Here is a 22,209-nt window from a genome sequence, read left to right as displayed (position 1 = left end):
GATTGATTGCGGCCACTCGAAGGACCGAGCTCATCGGGTGCGAACGAGGTGCACGATCCGGGTCGGAGGATCGACCAGTTCCGCACCGCATTCGATGACCCCTCTTACCTCTGCCCGCATCCGGGACAGGAACTGCTGATGCTCGGTCAGTTCGTCCTCGGCCCCGGTTCCCTTCAGGGCTAGCAAGCTGCCACCCGGGCGGAGTAGCGGGAAGCTCCAGCGGACCAACCGGTCCAAGGGGGCCACCGCCCGTGCCGTTACGAACTGCGCTGAACCTACCTTGTCGAGCACGGCAGAGTCCTCAGCGCGGCCACGTACGACACGAACTTGTTGCCCGAGATCGAGGTCGGTGACCACCTCGGTGAGGAAATCGGTACGCCGGAGCAGCGGCTCCACCAGGTCGACGGTCAGATCCGGTCGGACGCAGGCCACCGCAAGGCCCGGCAGGCCGGCTCCGCTGCCGATGTCCACCAGTCGAGCCCGGTCCGGGAGCAGTTCGGCGAGGGCCACCGAGTTGAGCAGATGCCGTTCCCACAGCCGCGGCACCTCGCGCGGGCCGAGCAGGCCGCGGACGGTGCCCGGACCGGCCAACCAGCCGGCGTAGCGCACCAGCAGTTCGGCCCGGGAACCGAACCGCCGGAGAAGAACATCAGGCGGCGCCGGAACAGCCGGGGCCGCCTGAGGTTCTGAGCCGCCCCGCTCGGGCACCGATCCGGGACGGCCGCCGGTCACGAAGCGGGCAGGACCACGACCCGCCGGTTGGGCTCTTCGCCCTCGGACTCGCTGATCACGCCGTCGGTCGCCGAGATGGCGTCGTGCACCACCTTGCGCTCGAACGGGTTCATCGGTGCCAGCCGGTACGGCTCGCCGGAGCTGAGCACTTCCGCGGCGGCCTTGCCGGCCAGCGCGGTCAGCTCCTCGCGGCGGGCCCGGCGGTGGCCGGACACGTCGAGCATCAGCCGGCTGCGCACCCCGGTCTGCTGCTGGACGGCCAGCCGGGTCAGCTCCTGCAGGGCGTCCAGGGTGGCGCCGGCCGGGCCGATCAGCGGCTGCAGGTCCGAGCCGACGATGGCCACCATGGCGCGGCCGTTCTCCACGTCGAGGTCGATGTCACCGTCGTAGTCGACGATGTCGAGCAGCCGCTCGAGGTAGTCGGCGGCGATGTCGCCTTCCTGGACCAGCAACGACGGGGTGTCGGCGTCGTCGGTGGCGGCAGCAGTATCCGGTGAAGCGGTGTCGGTCATCTCAATCCCTTGTTCTTCTCACCTGCGCGAGGCGGTGCGGTGGCGGATGGCGCGGGGTCTACCAGCGTCTTACCGGCGCTTCTTGCTCGGCGACCGCTTGGAGTTGTTGGGCCGGTTGGCCGCCGGGCGCTGGCCACGGTTGCCGGCGGCCGAACCACCGGTGCTCGGGCCGCCGGTGGCGGAGCCGGCCGGGGTGGCACCGGCGGAGCCGGCCGGTTCCCCGGCAGCCCGGCCGGTCTTGGACAGGTTCACGTTCGGACCGTTGCCGTTGGAGCTGGCGCCGTTCGGGCTGGTGCCGTTCGGGCTGCCCGGCATGCCCTCGGCCACCGGCGGACGGGGCGCGACTCCGGGACGGCTGCCCTTCGGGTTCACCGGCTTCTGGCCCACCTTCGGGGCGAGCGTCTTGCCCGGCGGGGCCGGTGTGCTGCCACCGGCGCCGGCGGTGGCCGCCACCGGGGTGTGCGGGTGGAACCGGAAGATGTAGTACTGCTGGCCCAGCGTCCACAGGTTGCTGGTGAACCAGTACAGCAGCACGCCGAGCGGGAAGATGAACCCGGAGACAACCACCGAGATCGGGATGCCGACCAGCATCAGCCGCTGGATCATCGCGGCCTGGCCCTCGGGCGGCGTGGTCTGGTTGGCGATCACCGCGCGCTGGGTCAGGAAGGTGGCCAGTGCGCTGACCAGCACCAGCACCAGGGTGACCGTCCGGGTGGTGCTGACGTGCCCCCCGAGCTGCAGGATCTTTTCGCTGGACTCGCGCAGCGACGCGGCCAGCGGGGCGTTGAACAGCTTGGCGTGCGCGGCGTCGGTGGTCTGCTTCTCGGTGAAGCCGTACAGCGTCAGGCCGCGGGCGCCGGTGGGCAGGCCGACCGAGTTCGAGATGTGCTTGAGCACGTGGAACAGCGAGATGAAGATCGGGATCTGCAGCAGCATCGGCAGGCAGCCAGAGATCGGGTTGAAGCCCTCGGCCTGCTGCAGCGCCATCATCTCCCGCTGCAGGGTCGCCTTGTCGCCCTTGTGCTTCTCCTGCAGCTTCTTGATCTTGGGCTGCATCTCCTGCATCCGGCGCTGGTAGTGCACCTGCTTGACGAAGAACCGGAACAGCAGCAAGCGGGCGGTCACCACCAGCATGATGATCGACAGCGCCCAGGTCAGGCCGCTCTCCTCGTTCATGCCCAGCAGGGTGAACAGCTGGTACCAACGCAGCAGCACCCACGAAACCGCGGTATAGAGGAAGTCCAGCATCAACCAGCCTGTTCTAGGAGAGTCTTCTCATCCGACGAGTCGCTGCGGCAATCGGTTCCCCTCGCGGGTACCGGCCACACACCGGAGATCTCGTCGGGAGACGGCACCGGGTCATAGCCGCCCGGTCGGAAGGGATGGCAGCGCGCCAGCCGCCGCGTACCCAGCCAAATACCGCGAAGCACCCCGAACCGGGAGATAGCGGTGGCGGTGTACGCGCTGCAGCTGGGGGTGAACCGGCAGGCCGACGGCCGGCGGGAACTCCAGGCGCCCTGGTAGCAGGCGATCGCGGTGAGAGCGAGCCGCGCGGCTGGGCTCGGGCGGCCGGTCATCGGCCCGGCCGGGCACCGGGCCCGGCAGCACTGGCGGCGAGCTTGTCGGTCAACTTGGTCAGGGCCCGGTCCAGGTCGCGGCCGAGCGCGGCCGAGGAAGCGGTGGCAGCCTCGGGGAGGGCGCGGACCACCAGGGCGGCACCGGCGGGCAGGCGATCCAGCCGGAGCCGGAGCTGGGCGCGCAGCCGGCGGGAGACCTGATGGCGCACCACGCTGGTTCCGACCGCCTTTCCCACCACCAGGCCGACTCGACTGGTACCGCCGGCAGGCTCGGTCAGCAAGTACATCACCACCGAACCACTACGAACCCGCCGGCCCTGCCTGGTCACCGCGGTGAAATCAGCAGCGCGGCGGAGGCGGTGTGCCGGGGGCAGCACCGGACGAGGTCGGCTCAGGCCGACAGTTCGTTGCGGCCCTTGCGCCGGCGGGCCTGCAGGATGGCGCGACCGGCCCGGGTGCGCATCCGCAGACGGAAGCCGTGGGTCTTGGCCCGACGGCGGTTGTTCGGCTGGAAGGTCCGCTTGCTCACGGTCTGGCTCCATCACAATCTTGGGCCTGGTGCGCGGGGAGACCGGCGCACCCGGCTGGGTCGGACAACGGCCCGACATCGGTCGGAACATTGGCAGATCGGCATACGAAGTAACCGCCCCGGATCCGAGACGGCACAGGAGAGTTTCTACGGTACGGATCGACCCCTCTCGAGGTCAAACCGGCTCCGGGCTGGCCCACAGCAACGTTAAGTATATGTGAGCCAATCCTCAAGTGAGCACGGGAGAAGTGGCATTGCAGCCAGCGACACGCCCGAACTGACCGCGAACTGTCCGTTTCCCATTGTGAGGGGACCGGATGCGCTGTTAAGTTGTCGCCTCGAACCACCGCTGCGGGGATGTGAGCCACCACTCCCGGCCCTCTATCACAGGGTAGGCCGGGGCTGTTTCGGCACCCCTCCACAACTTGTGGATAATTTTGTGGATATACCCTCCGGGCTACCGGACAGTGCCGCAGCGGCACGTTCGTCCGGTCGGGCAGGATCGCGCGTTAGAGCGTAGAACCGAGGGAGTGACCCAGAGTGGCGGACGAGCTCGCCGATCTCGCGGACGTCTGGCACCGTGCGATCAACCAGCTCGACGACCCGTCGGTCCGCCCGCACCAGCGCGCCTGGCTGAGCCTGACCCGGCCGATCGGGTTGCTGGAAGACACCGCGCTGCTCGCCGCCCCCAACACCTACGCCAAGGACTACCTGGAGAACAACCTTCGCCCGCTCATCACCGCGACCCTCTCGGAGGCGCTCGGCCGCGACATCAATGTCGCGGTGACCATCCAGCCGATGGAATCGAGCGACCGGCCGAGCACCGCGGTCGAGCTGGAGCCGGCCGACGAGCCGGAGGAGAAACCGTCCGACAGCTACGACCAATTCTCCGACGGCCGGTTCGGCGGCGGCCAGTTCTCCGACAGCACCGAGCGAATCGACCCGCTGGCCGACGGCCCGGCAGGCAACCGGCTGGACGGACTGGCCGATCCGTCGACCCGGTCGCGCATCTTCGACAGCGTGCCGACGCCGCCGATGGGCCGGATGGACCACGAAGCCCGGCTCAATCCGAAGTACACCTTCGAGACCTTCGTCCCGGGTTCGTCCAACCGGTTCGCCCACGCCGCCGCGGTCGCGGTTGCCGAGGCGCCGGCCAAGGCGTACAACCCCCTGTTCATCTATGGTGATTCCGGACTAGGTAAGACCCACCTGCTGCACGCGATCGGCACCTACGGCCGCCGGCTGGAACCGACCATGCGAGTTCGCTACGTCTCCAGCGAGGAATTCACCAACGACTTCATCAACTCGGTGCGGGTCAACGACGTCCAGTCCTTCCAGCGGCGCTACCGCGACGTCGACCTGCTGCTGATCGACGACATCCAGTTCCTGGAACGGGCCGAGCAGACCCAGGAAGCGTTCTTCCACACCTTCAACACGCTGCAGCTGGCGAACAAGCAGATCGTGATCTCCTGTGACCGCAAGCCGGAACAGCTTTCCGGCCTGCAGAACCGGTTGGTCACCCGGTTCAAGTCCGGCCTGATCACCGACGTACAGGCGCCGGACCTGGAGCTGCGGATCGCGATCCTGCGCAAGAAGGCCGCCAAGGACGGCATGACGTTGCAACCGGGCGTCATGGAGTTCATCGCCTCGAAGATCCAGAGCAACATCCGCGAGCTCGAGGGCGCGTTGATCCGGGTGGTCGCCTTCGGCAGCCTGAACAAGCAGGAGATCGACCTCAAGCTCGCCGAGATCGTGCTCAAGGACCTGGTGTCGGAATCCGACCGGCCCGACATCACCGCCTCGACCATCATGGCGGTGACCGCGGAGTACTTCGGCATCACCCTGGAAGACCTCACCGGCAGCTCCCGCACCCGGGTGCTGGTCTCGGCCCGCCAGATCGCGATGTACCTGTGCCGGGAGCTGACCGAGCTGTCGCTGCCCAAGATCGGCCAGACCTTCGGCGGCCGCGACCACACCACCGTGATGCACGCCGAGCGCAAGATCAGGTCGCTGATGACCGAGCGCCGCAACGTCTACAACCAGATCACCGAGCTGACCAGCCGGATCCGGTCCCGCGCCCGCTCCTGACCTAGCTGCCCTCATCGCCTCGGGCCCGGTTCGGGCCGGCAGCCGCCCTACCACCCCTCCGCGCCGCGATAGTTGAGTGCTTCCACACCGTGTGGGTAGGGGTGTGGACAAGTCCTGATGGTCATGTGGACGGCCATAGCGCGTTACCCGCTGTCCACTTCCTCGTTGCCTGTCCTCCCAGCTTGTCCGACCTGCCGCACACATCTCCCACCGCGGCTGATCAGGGAAAACGGTAGTTCTCCACAGCATCCACACGCCTTATGACGACGAAGAATTAGTTCTTTACAGAGAGATAAGAACTACATATAGAAGTTGGGGACAGCCAGCCGGCCGGGGTGGCATGCCCGGACAGCGCCGTGACGGCTACGGTGAAATCGTTGAGGTCCGGCGCCAACCGCGCGGGGCGGGACGAGGTGGAGGCAGGCATGGAGATCGGTCTCATCGGGCTGGGCAAGATGGGCGGCAACATGGCCGAACGGATCCGCCGGGGCGGGCACACCGTCGTCGGGTTCGACCGGTCGCCGGAGTCGGCACGCGACGTCGCCTCGCTGGAAGAGCTGGTCGGTGCGCTGACCGCACCCCGCACAGTGTGGGTGATGGTCCCCTCCGGCGGACCGACCCACCAGACCATCACCGCCCTGGCCGAGGTGCTCAGCGAGGGTGACCTGGTCATCGACGGCGGCAACTCCAAGTACACCGACGACGCCAAGCACGCCGAGCTGCTCGCCGCCAAGGGAATCTCCTTCGTCGACGCCGGGGTGTCCGGCGGGGTCTGGGGGTTGAAGAACGGCTACGCGCTGATGGTCGGCGGCGCTCCCGACGACGTCGCCCGGGTCCAGCCGATCTTCGACGCGCTCAAGCCCGAGGGCGAGGGCGGCTTCGTGCACGCCGGCAGCACCGTCGGCGCCGGGCACTTCGCCAAGATGGTCCACAACGGCATCGAGTACGGAATGATGCAGGCCTATGCCGAGGGGTACGAGCTGATGGCGGCCTCGCCGCTGCTGGACAACGTCGCGGAGACGTTCAAGTCCTGGCAGCAGGGCACCGTCATCCGGTCCTGGCTGCTGGACCTGGCGGTGCTGGCGCTGGAGTCCGACCCGGACCTGAGCAAGCTGCGCGGCTACGCCGAGGATTCCGGCGAGGGCCGCTGGACCGTCGAGGCGGCCATCGACAACGCCGTGCCGATGCCGGTGATCACCGCGGCGCTGTTCGCCCGGTTCGCCTCCCGGCAGGACGACTCGCCGGCGATGAAGATGGTGGCGGCGCTGCGCAACCAGTTCGGCGGCCACGCCGTCGAGGCAGCCGGTGCCGTGTCCGCCGCGCAGGCCATCTCACCCGACGCGTCCTGAGCCGAAGTCCCGCCGGCCGCGATGTTCGTCCAGCACCTCAGCGTCGCTGACTTCCGGAGCTGGACCCGCGCTGACCTGGCCTTCGACCCCGGCGTCAACGTGCTCGTCGGCCGCAACGGCGAGGGCAAGACCAACCTGCTGGAGGCCATCGGCTACCTGGCCACGCTGGGCAGTCACCGGGTGGCCACCGACGCGCCGCTGATCCGGGCCGGCGCGGACCGGGCGGTGGTGCAGGCCGCAGTGGTCTCGGCCGGCCGGCAGCTGGTGCTCGAGATCGAGATCACCGCCGGCCGGGCCAACCGGGCCAAGCTGAACCGCGCGCCGGTGACCCGGCCGCGCGACATCCTGGGCGGGCTTCGGACCGTGCTGTTCGCACCCGAGGACCTGGCGATCGTGCGCGGCGACCCGTCCGAGCGCCGGCGCTTCCTCGACGACGTGCTGGTGCAGCTGACCCCCCGGCTGGCCGGGGTACGCGCCGACTACGAACGGGTGCTCAAGCAGCGGGCCGCGCTGCTCAAGACCGCCGGCGCCGCCCGCCGGGCCGGGGGGGCCGGCGACCTGCGGACCCTGGAGGTCTGGGACGGCCACCTGGCAAGTTCCGGCGCGCAGCTGCTGGCCGCCCGGCTGGAGCTGGTCCGGGCGATGCGGCCGCATGCCGCCCAGGCCTATGCGGAACTGGCGCCGAGCAGCGGGCAGCTGGACCTCAGTTATGTCAGCTCGGTCGAGAACTCCGCAGGTAATGACACCGGTGTAATACCGCCGGTGGAAGACCTCGAGCGGGCTCTGCTGGACGAACTTGCCAAGGTGCGACCGGCCGAGATCGAGCGCGGGGTGAGCCTGGTCGGCCCGCACCGCGACGACCTGGAGCTGCGGTTGAACGCGCTTCCGCTGCGCGGCTACGCCAGCCACGGGGAGGGTTGGTCGGCGGCGCTGGCGCTGCGGCTGGCCTGTTACGAGCTGCTGTCGGCCGACGGCGCCGAGCCGGTGCTGATCCTCGATGACGTGTTCGCCGAGCTCGACACCGCCCGCCGGGACCAGCTGGCCGGCATCGCCGCCAAGGCCGAGCAGGTGCTGATCTCGGCCGCCGTGCCGGGCGACGTCCCGCCGGCGCTGAGCGGCGCGCAGTATCTGGTTGCGGACGGTGAGGTGCGCCGTGACCGGTGACCGACGCGGTAGTGAAGATATCCACCGGGGGCAAGACCGCAATAGCGGAGCCGATCGCGGGTTACCCACAGAACCCGAGCGGTTTTCCACAGGCCACCCACCAGAGGAGCCCGATACTCAGAGTGACCAGGCCTCGGGCGGCGACCTGGCAGCCGGGGCACTGCGCTCGGCGCGGGCGATGTCGGCCGGTCGCACGGCCGGCCGGCCGGCCCGGCTCCGGCGCGGGCGCCGGGCGGGTGGCGGATACAGCGGTGCCCGGCCGGACGAGCTGGATCCGGCGCCGATCGGCAGCATCCTGGGCAGCGCGATGGCCGAGCTCGGCTGGGTGGCACCGCTGGCCCACGCCCGGTTGATGGGCCAGTGGGCGAGCGTGGTGGGCGCCGACATCGCGGCCCGCTGCCAGCCGGTCAGCCTGGTCGACGGCGAGCTGCGGGTGGCGGCCGAGTCCACCGCCTGGGCCACCCAGCTGCGGCTGATGACGCCGCAGATCCTGGCCCGGATCACCCGCGAGCTGCCGGCCGGCCTGGTCACCAAGCTGGTCATCACCGGGCCCTCGGTACCGTCCTGGAAGCACGGCCCGTGGTCGATGCACGGCGGCCGGGGCGTCCGGGACACCTACGGCTGAGCCCAGGACCCTTACGGCTGAGGCCGGAGACCTAGGGTGAGACCGGGGACAGCTCCGGCCGGAGCGTCCGGGACACCTGCGGCTGCAGCGCACGGGACAGGTGGCAGAATGCGGTCCGGCGGCCTGCGCGGTCTCGCCGGATGGTCGCCAGCCAGCCGTTCCCGGCACCCGGGTCTGGTATCCCGATCCACCAGCGGCCGCAACTTCGCTCTGTGACACGATTAGCCGTGTTGCACGCCACTCTGAAGGCCTGCGACCCAGTAGACTGGTGAAGTAGAACCCCGCTGGGGGCGCTGTGGCGCACACGCGCCGCACGGCTAGTCCGAGCAGACCAATGAAGGAGCACCGAGTGGCGGCTAAGGCTGCGTCTGAATACGGAGCAGATTCGATCACCGTCCTCGAGGGGCTCGAAGCTGTCCGCAAGCGTCCGGGCATGTACATCGGCTCGACCGGCGAGCGGGGCTTGCACCACCTGGTGTGGGAGGTGGTCGACAACGCCGTGGACGAGGCGCTGGCCGGTTACTGCGACCGGATCGAGGTCACCCTGCTGCCCGACGGCGGCGTCCGGGTGGTCGACAACGGCCGTGGCATGCCGGTCGGCATGAACACCGCCCAGAAGAAGCCGGCCGTCGAGGTGATCCTGACCATCCTGCACGCCGGCGGGAAGTTCGACAGCGACGCCTACGCCGTCTCCGGCGGTCTGCACGGCGTCGGCGTCTCGGTGGTGAACGCGCTGTCCACCCGGCTCGAGGTAGAGATCAAGCGGGAGGGCCACGTCTGGCGCCAGCCCTACGTCGACCAGAAGCCGGCCGCGCCGCTGGTCAAGGGCGAGGCGACCCGCGAGACCGGCACCGCCGTGACGTTCTGGCCGGACGGCGCGATCTTCGAAACCCTGGAGTTCTCCTTCGAGACCGTCACCCGGCGGCTGCAGGAGATGGCCTTCCTGAACAAGGGCCTGACCATCACGGTCTGCGACCGGCGCGGCGGCGACCACGAGCTGCGCGAGCAGACCTACCACTACGCCGGCGGCATCGCCGACTTCGTCCGGCACCTCAACGCCACCAAGTCGGCCATCCACAAGTCGGTGGTGTACTTCGAAGCCGAGGACAAGGAGCTGCGGCTGTCGGCCGAGGTGGCCCTGCAGTGGAACGAGTCCTACTCCGAGTCGGTCTACACCTTCGCCAACACCATCAACACCCACGAGGGCGGCACCCACGAGGAGGGCTTCCGGGCAGCGCTCACCTCGGTGGTGAACCGGTGGGCGACCGAGAAGAAGATCTTCAAGCCGAACGACGAGAAGCTGACCGGCGACGACATCCGCGAGGGCCTGGCTGCGATCGTCTCGATCAAGATGGCCGAGCCGCAGTTCGAGGGCCAGACCAAGACCAAGCTCGGCAACTCCGAGGCCAAGTCCTTCGTCCAGAAGGTCTGCAACGAGTGGCTGGCGGACTGGTTCGAGCGCAACCCCACCGAGGGCCGGATGATCATCACCAAGGCCACCCAGGCCGCCCGGGCCCGCAAGGCCGCGCAGCAGGCCCGCAAGCTGGCCCGCAAGAACGCCCTGGACACCATGGGGCTGCCGGGCAAGCTGGCCGACTGCCGCTCCACCGACCCCGCCCGCAGCGAGCTCTACATCGTCGAGGGCGACTCGGCCGGCGGCTCGGCCAAGTCCGGCCGGGACTCGATGTACCAGGCGATCCTGCCGATCCGCGGCAAGATCATCAACGTCGAGAAGGCCCGCATCGACCGGGTGCTGAAGAACACCGAGGTGCAGTCGCTGATCACCGCGCTCGGCACCGGCATCCACGACGACTTCGACATCGCCAAGCTGCGCTACCACAAGGTGGTGCTGATGGCCGACGCCGACGTCGACGGCCAGCACATCACCACGCTGCTGCTGACGCTGCTGTTCCGGTTCATGCGACCGCTGATCGAGCACGGCCACGTGTACCTGGCCATGCCGCCGCTGTACAAGATCAAGTGGGCCAAGGGCGAGCCGGACTACGCCTACTCCGACCGCGAGCGGGACGGCCTGATCGAGAACGGCGAGCGGGCCGGCCGGCGCCGGGTGACCGGCGACTCGATCCAGCGCTACAAGGGCCTGGGCGAGATGAACGCCAAGGAGCTGTGGGAGACCACCATGGACCCGGCCACCCGGATGCTGCGGCTGGTCACCCTGGACGACGCGGCGACCGCGGACGAGCTGTTCTCGGTGCTGATGGGCGACGACGTCGACGCCCGCCGGTCCTTCATCGTCCGCAACGCCAAGGACGTCCGGTTCCTAGACATCTGACGCATCTGATCGCACCCGGCGCGGCCGCGGCGAGAGTCCCGGCCGCGCCCCGCGGTGCCGCCCTACCCCGCCCGACCCGCACCGACCCCCGAGCCGAGCCTGAAAGGCCGTCATGACTGAGACTCCGCCGCCGCCCACCAGCGACCGGATCGAACCGGTGGACATCCAGCTGGAGATGCAGCGCAGCTTCTTGGACTACGCGATGAGCGTCATCGTGGCCCGGGCACTGCCGGACGTCCGGGACGGGCTCAAGCCGGTGCACCGCCGGGTGCTCTACGCGATGTACGACTCCGGCTTCCGGCCCGACCGCGGCTACGTCAAGTGCTCGCGGGTGGTCGGCGACGTGATGGGCAACTACCACCCGCACGGCGACACCGCGATCTACGACACCCTGGTGCGGCTGGCCCAGCCCTGGTCGATGCGGGCGCCGCTGATCGACGGCCAGGGCAACTTCGGCTCGCCGGGCAACGACCCGGCGGCCGCGATGCGCTACTGCGTCACCGGCGACACCCTCGTCGCCACCCCGGACGGCGAGGTGCCGATCGCCGACCTGGTGCCCGGCGCCGAGCCGAACTCCACCACCGAGGTCGACTTCAAGGTGATCGGCCGGTCCGGCACCCCGGTCCGGGTGAGCGCCTTCCACCACTCCGGCGAGCACCCGGTGCTGACCGTGACCGCCGGCGACCGGTCGGTGACCGGCACCGCCAACCACCCGCTGCTGGTGATCGGCCGGGTGCAGAACGTGCCGACCCTGATGTGGAAGCTGCTCGGCGAGATCACCGCCGGCGACGTGCTGGTGGTGCGCTCGGCGCAGTACAGCAGCCAGAGCTGGGCCACCGCGCTGCCGCTGCTGCCGGACCTGACCGCCGCCTACCGGTCGGGCCAGGCCCGGCACCTGCCCGACGACGGCGGCGACCCGCGGGAGTTCACCCTGGTGCCGGTCACGCAGGTGCAGCCGGCCGGCGTCCAGCCGGTCTACTCGCTGCGGGTCGATGCCGCCGACCACGCCTTCCTCACCAACGGCTTCGTCTCGCACAACACCGAGGCCCGGCTCTCGCCGCTGGCCATGGAGATGCTGCGCGACATCGACGAGGACACCGTCGACTTCAAGCCCAACTACGACGGCCGCTCCCAGGAACCGGTGGTGCTGCCGTCCCGGATCCCGAACCTGCTGGTCAACGGCGGCGGCGGCATCGCGGTCGGCATGGCGACCAACCTGCCGCCGCACAACCTGCGCGAGGTGTCCGCCGGCGTCACCTGGGCGCTCGACCACCCGGACGCCAGCTCCGAGGAGCTGCTCGAACAGCTGATGGCGATGATCCCGGGCCCGGACTTCCCGACCAAGGGCCTGATCGTCGGCCGGGACGGCATCGAGGAGGCCTACCGCACCGGCCGCGGCTCGATTCGGATGCGGGCGGTGGTGACCGTCGAGGAGGACAGCCGGGGCCGCACCATCCTGGTGGTCACCGAGCTGCCGTACCAGGTCAACCCGGACAACCTGGTCGAGACCATCGCCGGCCTGGCCCGGGACGGCCGGGTGGCCGGCATCGCCGACATCAACGACGAGTCCTCCGACCGGATCGGGATGCGCATCGTGGTCACGCTCAAGCGGGACGCGGTGCCCAAGGTGGTGCTGAACAACCTCTACAAGCACACCCAGCTGCAGACCACCTTCGGTGTCACCATGCTCTCCATCGTGGACGGGGTGCCGCGCACCCTGCGGCTGGACCAGATGGTCAGCTACTACGTCCAGCACCAGGTCGAGGTCATCGTCCGGCGAACCCGGTACCGGCTCCGCAAGGCCGAGGAGCGGGCCCACATCCTGCGTGCCTACCTCAAGGCGCTGGACGCCCTGGACGCGGTGATCGCGCTGATCCGCAACTCGCCGTCGGCCGACGCGGCCCGCACCGGGCTGATGGAGCTGCTCGACATCGACGAGATCCAGGCGGTGGCGATCCTGGACCTGCAGCTGCGCCGGCTGGCCGCGCTGGAGCGGTTGCGGATCCAGGAAGAGGCCGCCGAGATCGAGGCCAAGATCGCCGACTTCCGCGACATCCTGGACAAGCCCGGCCGGCAGCGCCAGATCATCCGGGACGAGCTGAACGAGATCTCGGACAAGTACGGCAACGAGCGGCGCACCCGGCTGATCCCGTACGACGGCGACATGTCGATGGAGGACCTGATCGCCGCCGAGGACGTGGTGGTCACCATCACCCGGACCGGCTATGCCAAGCGCACCAAGACCGACCTGTACCGGGCCCAGCGTCGCGGCGGCAAGGGCGTGCAGGGCGCGGCCCTGAAGACCGACGACCTGGTGGCGCACTTCTTCGTGTGCTCCACCCACGACTGGATCCTGTTCTTCACCAACAAGGGCCGGGTCTACCGCACCAAGGCCTACGACCTGCCGGAGGCCAACCGGAACGCGCGCGGCCAGCACGTGGCCAACCTGCTCGCCTTCCAGCCGGACGAGACGATCGCCGAGGTGATGACGATCCGCAACTACGAGGTCGCGCCGTACCTGGTGCTGGCCACCAAGGCCGGCCTGGTCAAGAAGACCAAGCTGAGCGACTTCGACTCCAACCGCTCCGGTGGCATCGTGGCCATCAACCTGCGCGAGGACGACGAGCTGATCGACGCGGCGTTGATCGCCCCCACCGACCACCTGCTGCTGGTGAGCAAGAAGGCCCAGTCGATCCGGTTCTCCGCCGACGACGAGACGCTGCGCCCGATGGGCCGGGCCACCTCCGGGGTGATCGGGATGCGGTTCGGCGCGAACGACGAGCTGCTGGCGATGGAGGTCGTCCAGGACGACATGGAGATCCTGATCGCGACCGACGGCGGCTTCGCCAAGCGCACCAAGGTGCAGGAGTATCCGGTCCAAGGTCGCGGCGGGAAGGGCGTGCTCACCGCGCGTATAGTCTCGACCAGAGGTGGATTGGTCGGGGCGATGACCGTCCGGCCGGAGGACGAGCTGTATGCGATCACGTCCGACGGCGTGGTGATCCGGACGTCCGTCGCCGAGGTACGGCGGGCACAGCGCCAGACCATGGGCGTGCGGCTGATCAACCTGCCGGACGGAGTATCGCTGGTCTCGATCGCCCGCAATGCCGACGAACCCGAGGAGCAGGAGTAGCAGAACCATGACCCAGGGCTATCCGCCACCTGCTCGAAGCTCCAACGCCAACGCGGACCAGGACACCGCGACGCTGCCCAAGGTGACCCCGCCGCCGGCGGGTCAACAGCCCGGCGGCTGGTCGTCGAGCACCCAGGTCGGAGCGGGCTCCCGGGACGGTGCCGGTTCCCGGGACGGGTCGGGTTCGTCCGGCGCGGGGCTCGGAGCCAAGATCGCCTCCAAGGCCTCGGCGGCGGCAGCCACCGCGACCGCGGCGGCCACCAGCGCCAAGGACGCCATGCGGACGGCGGCCAGCGAGGCAGAGGCCCGGTCCGGACGCAACGGCCGGGTGGGCCGCGGTGTTCGCCAGCCGCGGCGGGCCCGGCTCACCCTGAGCCACGTCAATGTCTACTCGGTGTTCAAGTTCTCCTGCGTGCTGGCCATCGCCCTGTTCTTCGTCTGGCTGATCATGGTCGGCGTGCTGTACGGCATCCTGGACGTGGCCGGGGTGTTCGACAAGGTCAACACCACGGTGCGCGACCTGTCCAACGACAAGACCAGCGACGTGATCAGCGGCCCGCTGGTGTTCGGCGGCGCGATCATCATCGGCGCGGTCAACATCGTGCTGTTCATCGCGCTGAGCACCATCGGGGCGATGGTCTACAACCTGTGCGCCGACCTGGTGGGCGGCGCGGAGGTCACCCTGTCCGAACGGGAGTAGCCCCGTCCGACAGCTCATCCGGCAGGGCCCCGGTTTGGGGCCTGCCCCGCCACCCGGGTAAAGTTTCACCTCGCGCGTAGAGCGTGCAGCGGGCCTATAGCTCAGACGGTTAGAGCGCATCCCTGATAAGGATGAGGCCGGAGGTTCAAGTCCTCCTAGGCCCACCCTGCGACATCGTTCGGCCTGTCCGGGCCGTGCGCAGCGAGGAGAAGCCGATGAAGAAGTTGCTCATGCTCGCCGCCGCGGCCATCGGCGTGCAGTACGCCATGAAGCGCAGGAAGGCACAGGACAGCAGCGAGGTCTGGAAGCAGGCAACCCGCTAGCTCGTCCGGCCCCGCTGTCATGCGGGGCCCGCCCCAGGGGACGTAGCTCAATTGGCAGAGCACTGCCTTTGCAAGGCAGGGGTTAGGGGTTCGATTCCCCTCGTCTCCACCCAACAGGTGTAATCCCAGTCCGGTCGAATGGCCGCGCTGCCCAACGGGGCTTCGCCGGCGTCGACGACCCATCGTGCGAGCTCCGCTTACCCCACAATCACCAGCGGGCTAAGTCTCTGTTGATGTCTGTTTTCTACGTATGTACTACGGCCTATATGCCATTCATTTATATGCGCACTATGGGAGTAGACGTGGTACGGTACCGCCGTTACCATGCCCAGCCTTTCAACGAGGGGGTTTCACATGCCGAAAATGGAATCTGATCGAGGATCCGACAGGGAAGCCAAGCTCGCTGTCCTCAGCGATACCGAGATCCGCATGAGCCGCGTCATCCGTGCCCCGATCGAGAAGGTGTGGCAGGCCCACACGGACCCGGAGGTCATGCGCCAGTGGCTGACCGGTGCCGATGGCCGGTCCATGACCACGTGCGAGTGGACGGCGAAAGCCGGCGAGAGCTACCGGTTCAAGTGGGAACGCGAGGACGGCTCGCAGCCCTTCGAGATGAGCGGCGAGGTCCGCGAGGTGAAGGAGCCGCACCGGCTCGTCACCACGGAGCGCATGTTCGGCGAGAACGGCCCCGAGCAGGTGCAGGTCCTCACGCTGGCCCCGCACGGCGACGGCACCATGCTCACCGAGGTGCACACCTTCCCCCACCGCGAAGCGCGCGACCAGGGCCTCGACTCCAGGCTGGTCGAGATGGAATCGACCTACGCGCGCTTGGAGGAGCTGCTCTCCTGACGTCTGAGACGGACGACTGACGACTGTCAGCAAGAACCCAACGGCGGCCTGACCGATCTGCACCAGCGGTCAGGCCGCTGCCATGTCCGGCCCGGCTGGCCGAGGTCGCTCCGGCGTCGTCAGTACGCTGACCGTCGTGCGCGTGGTGTCGTTACTCCCGTCGGCTACCGAGATCGTCTACGCGCTCGGGCTGGGCGATGACCTGGTGGGGGTGAGCTTCGAATGCGACGAGCCCGCGTCCGCCAGGAGCGAGAAGACCATCGTGGTGGGTGGCAAGGACACCCGCGGGATGACCCCCGCCGAGATTGACGGCTACGTCCGGTCGCAGTTCGCCGCCGGCCAGGAGCTCTACACGCTGCACGCCGACGCGCTGGCCGCGCTGGCCCCCGACTTGATCCTGACCCAGGACCTGTGCCGGGTCTGCGCGTTGCCGTCCGGTCAGGTCGACCAGGCCCTGGACTACCTGGGGTGCCGCGCGGACGTGCTGTCCCTCGACCCGCATTCTCTCGACGACGTCCTCGACTCGATCCTGCTGGTCGGGCAGCGAACCGGGTCATCGGATCGTGCCCAGGCCCTGGTCGGGGAGTTGCGGGCCCGGCTGGCCGCGATCGCCGAGCGGGTGGCGGCTCGACCGCGCCGGCGGGTGGCGGTGATCGAGTGGGTCGACCCGCCGTTCACGGGCGGGCACTGGGTGCCGGACCTGGTCACCGCCGCCGGCGGGATCCCGGTCGCCGGTCGCGCCGGCCAGCGGTCGGTGGAGACGAGCTGGGAGCTGATCGCGGCAGAGTCCCCGCAGGTGGTGCTGGTCGCGCCGTGCGGCTTTCACCTGCCGGGCGCGATCGAGCAGGCTCGGGGCGTGGTCAGCCGCTTTCCGGACGCCGAGGTATGGGCGATCGACGCCGACGGGCTCGTGGTGCGGCCCGGTCCCCGACTGGTGGACGGCGTGGCGGCGATCGCCTCGATCCTGCATCCGGAAGCCCTCGCCGCGCCGCCCGGCTCCACCACGCGGGTTGCCTGACTGCCTGGTTGCCTGACTGTCGGGTTGGTCAGACTGTCGGCTGGTCAGGCGCGCCCAGCGAGCCCGGGGGTACCGGCTCCGCGGCGCCGCCGGCCGCAGCGGCAGGGCTGTCGGCGGGCTTCGCGGCCGTCCTGCCGTGCTGGCGGGCGGCACACCCGCTGACCAGGACCACGGGCAGCAGCAGGCACGACACCCGCCGGAGGCTCGTCACGAGGGCCATCCTGCCTCAGGCGTTCGCGACATCCGGCCGGTTGCGGGTCATGGCGCGGTGCGTCTGGAAGGCGCTGAGCGGCCGGACCGGTAACGGGCTGGGCGCCCCGCCGGGGCGGATGCCGTCCAGCAGGATCGCCAGGTAGCGGCGGTACAGGTCCGGCGCGATCGCCCGGGTGCTGTCCAGAATCGCCGACAGCGCGACCTGCAGGAAGATCAGATCGGTCTGGTCCAGGTCTGCGCGTACCGTGCCCTGCTGCTTGGCCCGGTCCACCAGGGCCTCGATGAGCGGGGCGATGCGGTCGCGGGCGTCGCTGACCCGCTGCCGGCCCAGCGCCGGGTTGTTCATGATCTCGGTCAGACCCCGGTCGCCGAACTGCATGTGCAGGGTGCGTTCCAGGAACGTCACCAGGCCGCGCCAGGCGTCCGGGTCCTCCAGCGCCTCGTGCGCGACCGCCGCCACCGCCTGCAGCCGTTGCTCGAACAGCGCGTCGATGACCGCCTCCTTGTTCGGGAAGCGGCGGTAGGCGGTGCCCACCCCGACGCCGGCGTGGTGGGCGATGTCGTTGAGCGTCACGCCCAGCCCACGTTCGGCGAACAGCTCGCTGGCAGCGTCCAGCAGCAGTTGCCGGTTGCGCTCGGCGTCCCGGCGCAACGGGCGGCCCGGGCTGGTCATGGTCGCAGGTTAGCAGGCAAGCGGATTGGGCATATCCGCTTCAGTGCGCAGCCGGCGAATCCGCCGAACCGCCTTCACAGGGTAGTTCCGGGTCCGGACCGGAACCTGGGCTAGGAGCCGAGGTCGCCGTCCGGGATCAGTGGTTCCTCATAGTCGCAGCGCACGCACTGCCGGACGGTGCCGATCGGCTGCAGGCCGCGGTTGCTCATCGCGTGCATGTCGATCTCGAACCGGCCGGTGGTCTGGCACTCGTCGCACCACAGGTCGTTGCGGATGGTCCCGCCCACCACCTGGACGACGTGCCGAATCACCGCCATGGCCGGCTCCCGGCTCGTCCGGCGCGCAGCCGGCTGGGACGAACACTTCTCATCGCAACGCTCCCCTGGGTGTTCAGGGCTGTCCGCAGTGAACTGGCTACAGAGTGTGACAGGAACTTGTTTTCTTGGCGTGAGATTTCGGCAGAATTGCAGCGGCGCGTCGGAAAGTGGGCACGAAGCGACAAAGGACGGGCAGCACGCCCGTCCGGCTCGGTCGGCCCGGCCGACCCGGGCCGACTGGGTAGCCTGGCAGCACCATGAACCTCCTCGCGATCTGGCTCGGCAAGCTGGTCCTGCTGGCCTTGCGGGCCGCCGGCCGCCGGGGCACCGCGCTTCCCGGCCTGGTGGTGGAGAAGGCCTTCCCCCGCTTCCTGGCCCGCCGGCTGGCCCGGCTGCCGCTCGGCGTGGTGGTGGTCAGCGGCACCAACGGCAAGACCACCACCACCAAGATGGTGGCCACCGTGCTGGCCCAGCGGTACCGGGTGCTGACCAACGACACCGGCGGCAACTTCGTCCGCGGGGTGATCACCGCCGTCGTCCAGCAGTCGTCCTGGCGGGGTCGCACGCCGGCCGACGTCGCGGTGTTGGAACTCGACGAGGCGCACGCGGTGCGGTTCTGCCAGGTGTACCAGCCCGACCGGCTGCTGCTGCTCAACGTGCTGCGCGACCAGCTCGACCGGTTCGGCGAGATCGACACCACCGCCCAGCTGCTGGGCACGGTGGCGGCCCGGACTACCCGGCACGTGGTGGTCAACCGCGACGACCCACGGTTGGTCGCGGTGGCCCGGGAGCTGACCGCCGAGGTCAGCTACTTCGGTGTCGCGGCGGCGCTGCGCCCGCAGTTCCCGACGGACGAGGAGATGTACGGCGGCGAGGTGGCGATCTCCGAGCTCAAGGCCGCCGTCGAGCTGCTAGCCCTGGAGCTGGGCGAGACCACCGAGCTGACGCTGCGGATCGGCGACGCCGAGGAAAGCCTGACGTTGCACGCCGAGGGGGCGCACAACGCGCAGAACGCGGCCGGTGCGGCTGCGCTGGCGCTGACTTTCGGCCTGGACGCGGCCACCATCACCGCTGGGCTGCGGGCCGTCCAGCCGGCCTTCGGCCGCGGCCAGTCCTTCAACCTGGCCGGCCGCCGGGTGGTGCTGCAGCTGGTGAAGAACCCGGCCGGCTTCCGGCAGTCGCTGCGCACCGTGCCGGGGCTGCGGCCGGCCGCCACGGTGATTGCGATCAACGACGACTACGCCGACGGCCGGGACCTGTCCTGGCTCTGGGACGTGGAGTTCGCCCCGCTGTTGCAGGGCAACTCCGGACGGCTGGTGACCACCGGCACCCGGGCGGCCGACATGGCGGTGCGGCTGCACTACGACGGCCTGACGGCCGACCGGATCGATCCGGACCTGGCCGGCGCCGTCCAGCAGGCCGCCGCCGATGTCGCGCCCGGTGAGACCGTCGTGGTGTTCTCCACCTACACCGCGATGTGGCAACTGCACCAGGTGCTGGCCCGGCTGACCGGAACGGAGCTGCGATGAGCGCGCGCAAGCTGACCCTGGTGCACCTGTACCCGCGCGAGATGAACATCTACGGCGATACCGGCAACGTCCTGGTGCTGAGCAAGCGGCTGCAGTGGCGCGGCCTGGACGCCGAGGTGGTCCGGGTGCAGGTGGGCGACCCGCTGCCCGCCGGCACCGACATCCTGCTCGGCGGCGGCGGCCAGGACGCCGCCCAGGGCGAGATCGGCCGGGACTTCGTCAGCCGCGGCCCCGAGCTGCGCGCGATGGCCGACGACGGCGTGGTGATGCTGACCATCTGTGGCAGCTACCAGCTGCTGGGCCACCATTTCCGCACCAAGGACGGCCGCACCATCGAAGGCGTCGGGGTGCTGGACGTCATCACCACCGGCTCGGACCAGCGGCTGATCGGCAACAACAGCATCGACACCCCGTGGGGACGGCTGGTCGGCTTCGAGAACCACAGCGGCCTGACCGAGCTCGGCGCCGGCGTCCGGCCGCTGGGCGCCACCGAGCCCGGCCGCGGCAACAACGGCTCGGACCGCACCGAGGGCGCGGTGCGCGCCAACGTCTTCGGCACCTACCTGCACGGCCCGGTGCTGGCCAAGAGCCCGCAGTTCGCCGACGAGCTGCTGCGCCGGGCCTACGCCCGCCGGGGTTCGAACGCCGACCTGGAACCGCTGGACGACAGCCTGGCGCTGGCCGCCGCCGACGTGGCCAGCCACCGTCCCCGGTGAGCCGCGGCGCAACGGTGGCCGGGTGCTGAGCCGGTTGAGCCGGCCCGGCCGGTGGCTGCTGGTCGCCCTGGCGCTGGTGCTTCCCGCCGCGCTGGCCGGCTGCCGGCCGGACGGGAACGGCAGCGTCACCCCGGCGCCGCCGGCCTCGAGCCCTGCCACCGCACAGCCCACCGGCCTGGGCGGCGCGGCCGGCGAGCAGACCGGCGCGCCGAGCAGCACCCCGCGTCCCACCCTCAGCCCCTCGGGCACCGTGCCGGAGATGGCCGGCAGCTGTCCCTACATCAGCGCCGCCGACTTCGCCGACCTGGAGGGCGACCGGGTCGGGCGGGTCACGGTGCTGCAGAGCCGTCCGGTGGGCTGCCGGTTCTACTTCTCCTACGACCCGGCGGTGATCGTGGGCGAGATCACCATCGCCCGGTTCCGGACCGCCACCGACGCCTACAACGCGATGGTCGAATCCGCCCGCAACCACCCCGAAGTGCAGTCGGACGCAGACATCGCCGACGGTGCGGTGGCCTACCGGACCGACCTGCAGGGAGCTGAGACCTGGCAGTGCGTGTTCGCCAGGGGCACCTCGGTGGTCACCGTCCGGACCCGGCAGCCATACCCTGCATTGAACGCCTTTTCTCTCGCCCGAGCGATCGTGCCGGAGATCGCAGCCTGACGATCGCGCAACGACAGGAGATCCATTCGTGAGCACCGCAACCCACCAGGCCGTCCTGCACACCTCGGCCGGCGACATCACCGTCAACCTGTTCGGCAACCACGCCCCGAAGACGGTGTCCAACTTCGTCGGTCTGGCCACCGGCGACAAGGAGTGGACGGACCCCGCCACCCGGCAGAAGAGCAACCAGCCGCTCTACAACGGCACCATCTTCCACCGGGTGATCAAGAACTTCATGATCCAGGGCGGTGACCCGCTGGGCCGCGGCACCGGCGGCCCGGGCTACAACTTCGCCGACGAGTTCCACCCCGAGCTGAGCTTCGACCGGCCGTACCTGCTGGCGATGGCGAACGCCGGCCCGGGGACGAACGGCTCGCAGTTCTTCATCACCGTCGCGCCGACGACCTGGCTGAACTTCAAGCACACGATCTTCGGCGAGGTCGTCGACGACGAGAGCAAGGCGGTCGTCGACGCCATCGCGACCGCACCCACGTCCCGAGGCGACCGCCCGGCCGAGGAGATCGGGCTCGAGCGCGTCGACATCGAGCGCCGTCAGGACTGACCCGGGTGTCCAGCGCGGTGCCGCCCGCCGTGCCGTCCGAGCCCCACGCAGAGGCCGCGCCGCGGTGCTACCGGCACCCCGACCGCGAGACCTGGATCCGGTGCCAGCGGTGCGGCCGGCCGATCTGTCCCGACTGCATGCGGCCGGCTGCCGTAGGCTTCCAGTGCCCCGAGTGCGTGGCCGAGGGGGCGCGCACCCAGCGCCAGCCCCGCGCCCTCGGCGGCGGGCGGGTTCCCGGCTCGCCCGGCCAGGTCACGATGGCGCTGATCGCGGTCAACGTGGTCGTCTTCCTGGCCGTGCTCGGCAGCGGTGGCCGGGACAGCCCGGTGGTGCGCGAGCTGATCCTGTTCTCCGCCGACCGGCTGTTCTGGGACCGCACCACGGTGGTCACCGGCGTCGACGGCGGGGCCTGGTGGCGGCTGCTCACGGCCACGTTCCTGCACGAGCAGGTGCTGCACCTCGCGTTCAACATGTACGCCCTGTGGGTGCTCGGGCCCCAGCTGGAACGGGTGCTGGGCTACGCGCGCTTCCTGGCCCTGTACCTCACCTGTGCGGTGGCCGGCTCGGTGACGGTGCTGTGGTTCAGCGCCGCGAACGTCCCCACGCTCGGTGCGTCCGGTGCCGTCTACGGGATGTTCGGCAC

23 protein-coding genes and 2 tRNA genes are annotated in these 22,209 nt (G+C 69.7%); 17 read left to right on the top strand and 8 right to left on the bottom strand.

What is annotated here, in order from left to right; all coding sequences use genetic code 11:
* Positions 1-30: 30 nt before the first annotated feature.
* From rsmG to rpmH, 6 genes are all read right to left on the bottom strand, one after another.
* A complete protein-coding gene (gene rsmG, locus VLJ82_RS04515; RefSeq protein ID WP_408662128.1) occupies positions 31-609 on the bottom strand; it encodes a 16S rRNA (guanine(527)-N(7))-methyltransferase RsmG in 579 nt (192 codons plus the stop codon).
* A 119-nt stretch (positions 610-728) separates the two neighbouring features.
* Positions 729-1,244: a protein jag gene (locus VLJ82_RS04510; RefSeq protein WP_408662127.1), complete on the bottom strand. Its 516-nt coding sequence runs from the start codon at positions 1,242-1,244 to the stop codon at positions 729-731.
* Positions 1,245-1,313: 69 nt separating this feature from the next.
* A complete protein-coding gene (gene yidC, locus VLJ82_RS04505; protein WP_408662135.1) occupies positions 1,314-2,492 on the bottom strand; it encodes a membrane protein insertase YidC in 1,179 nt (392 codons plus the stop codon).
* A complete protein-coding gene (gene yidD, locus VLJ82_RS04500; RefSeq protein WP_408662126.1) occupies positions 2,492-2,821 on the bottom strand; it encodes a membrane protein insertion efficiency factor YidD in 330 nt (109 codons plus the stop codon). Before yidD ends, yidC begins: the two co-directional genes overlap by 1 nt.
* Complete coding sequence (rnpA, locus tag VLJ82_RS04495; protein ID WP_408662125.1) at positions 2,818-3,198, bottom strand: ribonuclease P protein component; 381 nt, start codon at positions 3,196-3,198, stop codon at positions 2,818-2,820. The genes yidD and rnpA overlap by 4 nt, the downstream gene beginning before the upstream one ends.
* A 14-nt stretch (positions 3,199-3,212) precedes the next feature.
* Positions 3,213-3,350 carry a 50S ribosomal protein L34 gene (rpmH, locus tag VLJ82_RS04490; RefSeq protein ID WP_408662124.1) on the bottom strand — a complete coding sequence of 46 codons (138 nt, stop codon included), beginning with the start codon at positions 3,348-3,350 and terminating at the stop codon, positions 3,213-3,215.
* A gap of 540 nt (positions 3,351-3,890) precedes the next feature.
* On the opposite strand from rpmH, the gene dnaA reads away from it, so the two are divergent.
* From dnaA to VLJ82_RS04430, 12 genes are all read left to right on the top strand, one after another.
* Positions 3,891-5,438 (top strand): chromosomal replication initiator protein DnaA, encoded by a 1,548-nt coding sequence (gene dnaA / locus VLJ82_RS04485; RefSeq protein ID WP_408662123.1) that lies wholly within the window; start codon positions 3,891-3,893, stop codon positions 5,436-5,438.
* 425 nt (positions 5,439-5,863) lie between these two features.
* A complete protein-coding gene (gene gnd / locus VLJ82_RS04480) occupies positions 5,864-6,787 on the top strand; it encodes a phosphogluconate dehydrogenase (NAD(+)-dependent, decarboxylating) (RefSeq protein ID WP_408662122.1) in 924 nt (307 codons plus the stop codon).
* 21 nt (positions 6,788-6,808) lie between these two features.
* Entirely contained in the window at positions 6,809-7,951 is a 1,143-nt protein-coding gene (gene recF / locus VLJ82_RS04475) for a DNA replication/repair protein RecF (protein WP_408662121.1), read from the top strand.
* Between the two features lie 178 nt (positions 7,952-8,129).
* Complete coding sequence (locus VLJ82_RS04470; protein ID WP_408662120.1) at positions 8,130-8,576, top strand: DUF721 domain-containing protein; 447 nt, start codon at positions 8,130-8,132, stop codon at positions 8,574-8,576.
* A gap of 334 nt (positions 8,577-8,910) precedes the next feature.
* Positions 8,911-10,869 (top strand): DNA topoisomerase (ATP-hydrolyzing) subunit B, encoded by a 1,959-nt coding sequence (gyrB, locus tag VLJ82_RS04465; protein ID WP_408662119.1) that lies wholly within the window; start codon positions 8,911-8,913, stop codon positions 10,867-10,869.
* Positions 10,870-10,981: 112 nt separating this feature from the next.
* Positions 10,982-14,002, top strand: a complete 3,021-nt coding sequence (gene gyrA / locus VLJ82_RS04460; RefSeq protein WP_408662118.1) for a DNA gyrase subunit A — start codon at positions 10,982-10,984, stop codon at positions 14,000-14,002.
* 7 nt (positions 14,003-14,009) lie between these two features.
* Positions 14,010-14,702 (top strand): DUF3566 domain-containing protein, encoded by a 693-nt coding sequence (locus tag VLJ82_RS04455; protein ID WP_408662117.1) that lies wholly within the window; start codon positions 14,010-14,012, stop codon positions 14,700-14,702.
* A gap of 90 nt (positions 14,703-14,792) precedes the next feature.
* A tRNA-Ile gene (locus VLJ82_RS04450) sits at positions 14,793-14,866 on the top strand.
* Positions 14,867-14,917: 51 nt separating this feature from the next.
* Complete coding sequence (locus tag VLJ82_RS04445; RefSeq protein ID WP_408662116.1) at positions 14,918-15,025, top strand: DLW-39 family protein; 108 nt, start codon at positions 14,918-14,920, stop codon at positions 15,023-15,025.
* Positions 15,026-15,061: 36 nt separating this feature from the next.
* A tRNA-Ala gene (locus VLJ82_RS04440) sits at positions 15,062-15,134 on the top strand.
* Positions 15,135-15,454: 320 nt separating this feature from the next.
* A complete protein-coding gene (locus VLJ82_RS04435) occupies positions 15,455-15,874 on the top strand; it encodes an SRPBCC domain-containing protein (RefSeq protein ID WP_408662115.1) in 420 nt (139 codons plus the stop codon).
* A gap of 136 nt (positions 15,875-16,010) precedes the next feature.
* Positions 16,011-16,892, top strand: coding sequence for an ABC transporter substrate-binding protein (locus VLJ82_RS04430; RefSeq protein WP_408662114.1), 882 nt, complete (start codon positions 16,011-16,013; stop codon positions 16,890-16,892).
* A gap of 226 nt (positions 16,893-17,118) precedes the next feature.
* On the opposite strand, the gene VLJ82_RS04425 is transcribed toward VLJ82_RS04430, so the two are convergent.
* Both VLJ82_RS04425 and VLJ82_RS04420 read right to left on the bottom strand, forming a co-directional pair.
* Positions 17,119-17,778 (bottom strand): TetR/AcrR family transcriptional regulator, encoded by a 660-nt coding sequence (locus VLJ82_RS04425; RefSeq protein WP_408662113.1) that lies wholly within the window; start codon positions 17,776-17,778, stop codon positions 17,119-17,121.
* 110 nt (positions 17,779-17,888) lie between these two features.
* On the bottom strand, positions 17,889-18,095 hold the full coding sequence (locus tag VLJ82_RS04420; RefSeq protein ID WP_408662112.1) for a hypothetical protein: 207 nt from the start codon (positions 18,093-18,095) through the stop codon (positions 17,889-17,891).
* Between the two features lie 257 nt (positions 18,096-18,352).
* Between VLJ82_RS04420 and VLJ82_RS04415 the strand changes: the two genes are divergently transcribed.
* From VLJ82_RS04415 to VLJ82_RS04395, 5 genes are all read left to right on the top strand, one after another.
* A complete protein-coding gene (locus VLJ82_RS04415; RefSeq protein ID WP_408662111.1) occupies positions 18,353-19,624 on the top strand; it encodes a MurT ligase domain-containing protein in 1,272 nt (423 codons plus the stop codon).
* Positions 19,621-20,340: a type 1 glutamine amidotransferase gene (locus tag VLJ82_RS04410; RefSeq protein WP_408662110.1), complete on the top strand. Its 720-nt coding sequence runs from the start codon at positions 19,621-19,623 to the stop codon at positions 20,338-20,340. The genes VLJ82_RS04415 and VLJ82_RS04410 overlap by 4 nt, the downstream gene beginning before the upstream one ends.
* A 22-nt stretch (positions 20,341-20,362) precedes the next feature.
* A complete protein-coding gene (locus VLJ82_RS04405; protein ID WP_408662109.1) occupies positions 20,363-21,004 on the top strand; it encodes a hypothetical protein in 642 nt (213 codons plus the stop codon).
* Between the two features lie 28 nt (positions 21,005-21,032).
* Positions 21,033-21,566: a peptidylprolyl isomerase gene (locus VLJ82_RS04400; protein WP_408662108.1), complete on the top strand. Its 534-nt coding sequence runs from the start codon at positions 21,033-21,035 to the stop codon at positions 21,564-21,566.
* A 176-nt stretch (positions 21,567-21,742) separates the two neighbouring features.
* On the top strand, positions 21,743-22,209 hold a 467-nt coding region (locus VLJ82_RS04395; protein WP_408662107.1), incomplete at its 3' end, for a rhomboid family intramembrane serine protease.

The organism is Jatrophihabitans sp. (assembly GCF_035474675.1).
In the GTDB taxonomy this organism is placed as follows: Bacteria; Actinomycetota; Actinomycetes; order Mycobacteriales; family Jatrophihabitantaceae; genus Jatrophihabitans_A.
This window is presented reverse-complemented; position numbering and strand designations above follow the sequence as displayed.

Bases quoted from the DNA above. Each gene is read 5' to 3' on its own strand.
- VLJ82_RS04510 (WP_408662127.1), bottom strand. From the start codon at position 1,244: ATGACCGACACCGCTTCACCGGATACTGCTGCCGCCACCGACGACGCC.
- yidC (WP_408662135.1), bottom strand. From the start codon at position 2,492: ATGCTGGACTTCCTCTATACCGCGGTTTCGTGGGTGCTGCTGCGTTGG.
- yidD (WP_408662126.1), bottom strand. From the start codon at position 2,821: ATGACCGGCCGCCCGAGCCCAGCCGCGCGGCTCGCTCTCACCGCGATC.
- gnd (WP_408662122.1), top strand. From the start codon at position 5,864: ATGGAGATCGGTCTCATCGGGCTGGGCAAGATGGGCGGCAACATGGCC.
- recF (WP_408662121.1), top strand. From the start codon at position 6,809: ATGTTCGTCCAGCACCTCAGCGTCGCTGACTTCCGGAGCTGGACCCGC.
- VLJ82_RS04470 (WP_408662120.1), top strand. From the start codon at position 8,130: ATGTCGGCCGGTCGCACGGCCGGCCGGCCGGCCCGGCTCCGGCGCGGG.
- gyrB (WP_408662119.1), top strand. From the start codon at position 8,911: ATGAAGGAGCACCGAGTGGCGGCTAAGGCTGCGTCTGAATACGGAGCA.
- gyrA (WP_408662118.1), top strand. From the start codon at position 10,982: ATGACTGAGACTCCGCCGCCGCCCACCAGCGACCGGATCGAACCGGTG.
- VLJ82_RS04455 (WP_408662117.1), top strand. From the start codon at position 14,010: ATGACCCAGGGCTATCCGCCACCTGCTCGAAGCTCCAACGCCAACGCG.
- VLJ82_RS04445 (WP_408662116.1), top strand. From the start codon at position 14,918: ATGAAGAAGTTGCTCATGCTCGCCGCCGCGGCCATCGGCGTGCAGTAC.
- VLJ82_RS04435 (WP_408662115.1), top strand. From the start codon at position 15,455: ATGAGCCGCGTCATCCGTGCCCCGATCGAGAAGGTGTGGCAGGCCCAC.
- VLJ82_RS04425 (WP_408662113.1), bottom strand. From the start codon at position 17,778: ATGACCAGCCCGGGCCGCCCGTTGCGCCGGGACGCCGAGCGCAACCGG.
- VLJ82_RS04420 (WP_408662112.1), bottom strand. From the start codon at position 18,095: ATGGCGGTGATTCGGCACGTCGTCCAGGTGGTGGGCGGGACCATCCGC.
- VLJ82_RS04415 (WP_408662111.1), top strand. From the start codon at position 18,353: ATGAACCTCCTCGCGATCTGGCTCGGCAAGCTGGTCCTGCTGGCCTTG.
- VLJ82_RS04410 (WP_408662110.1), top strand. From the start codon at position 19,621: ATGAGCGCGCGCAAGCTGACCCTGGTGCACCTGTACCCGCGCGAGATG.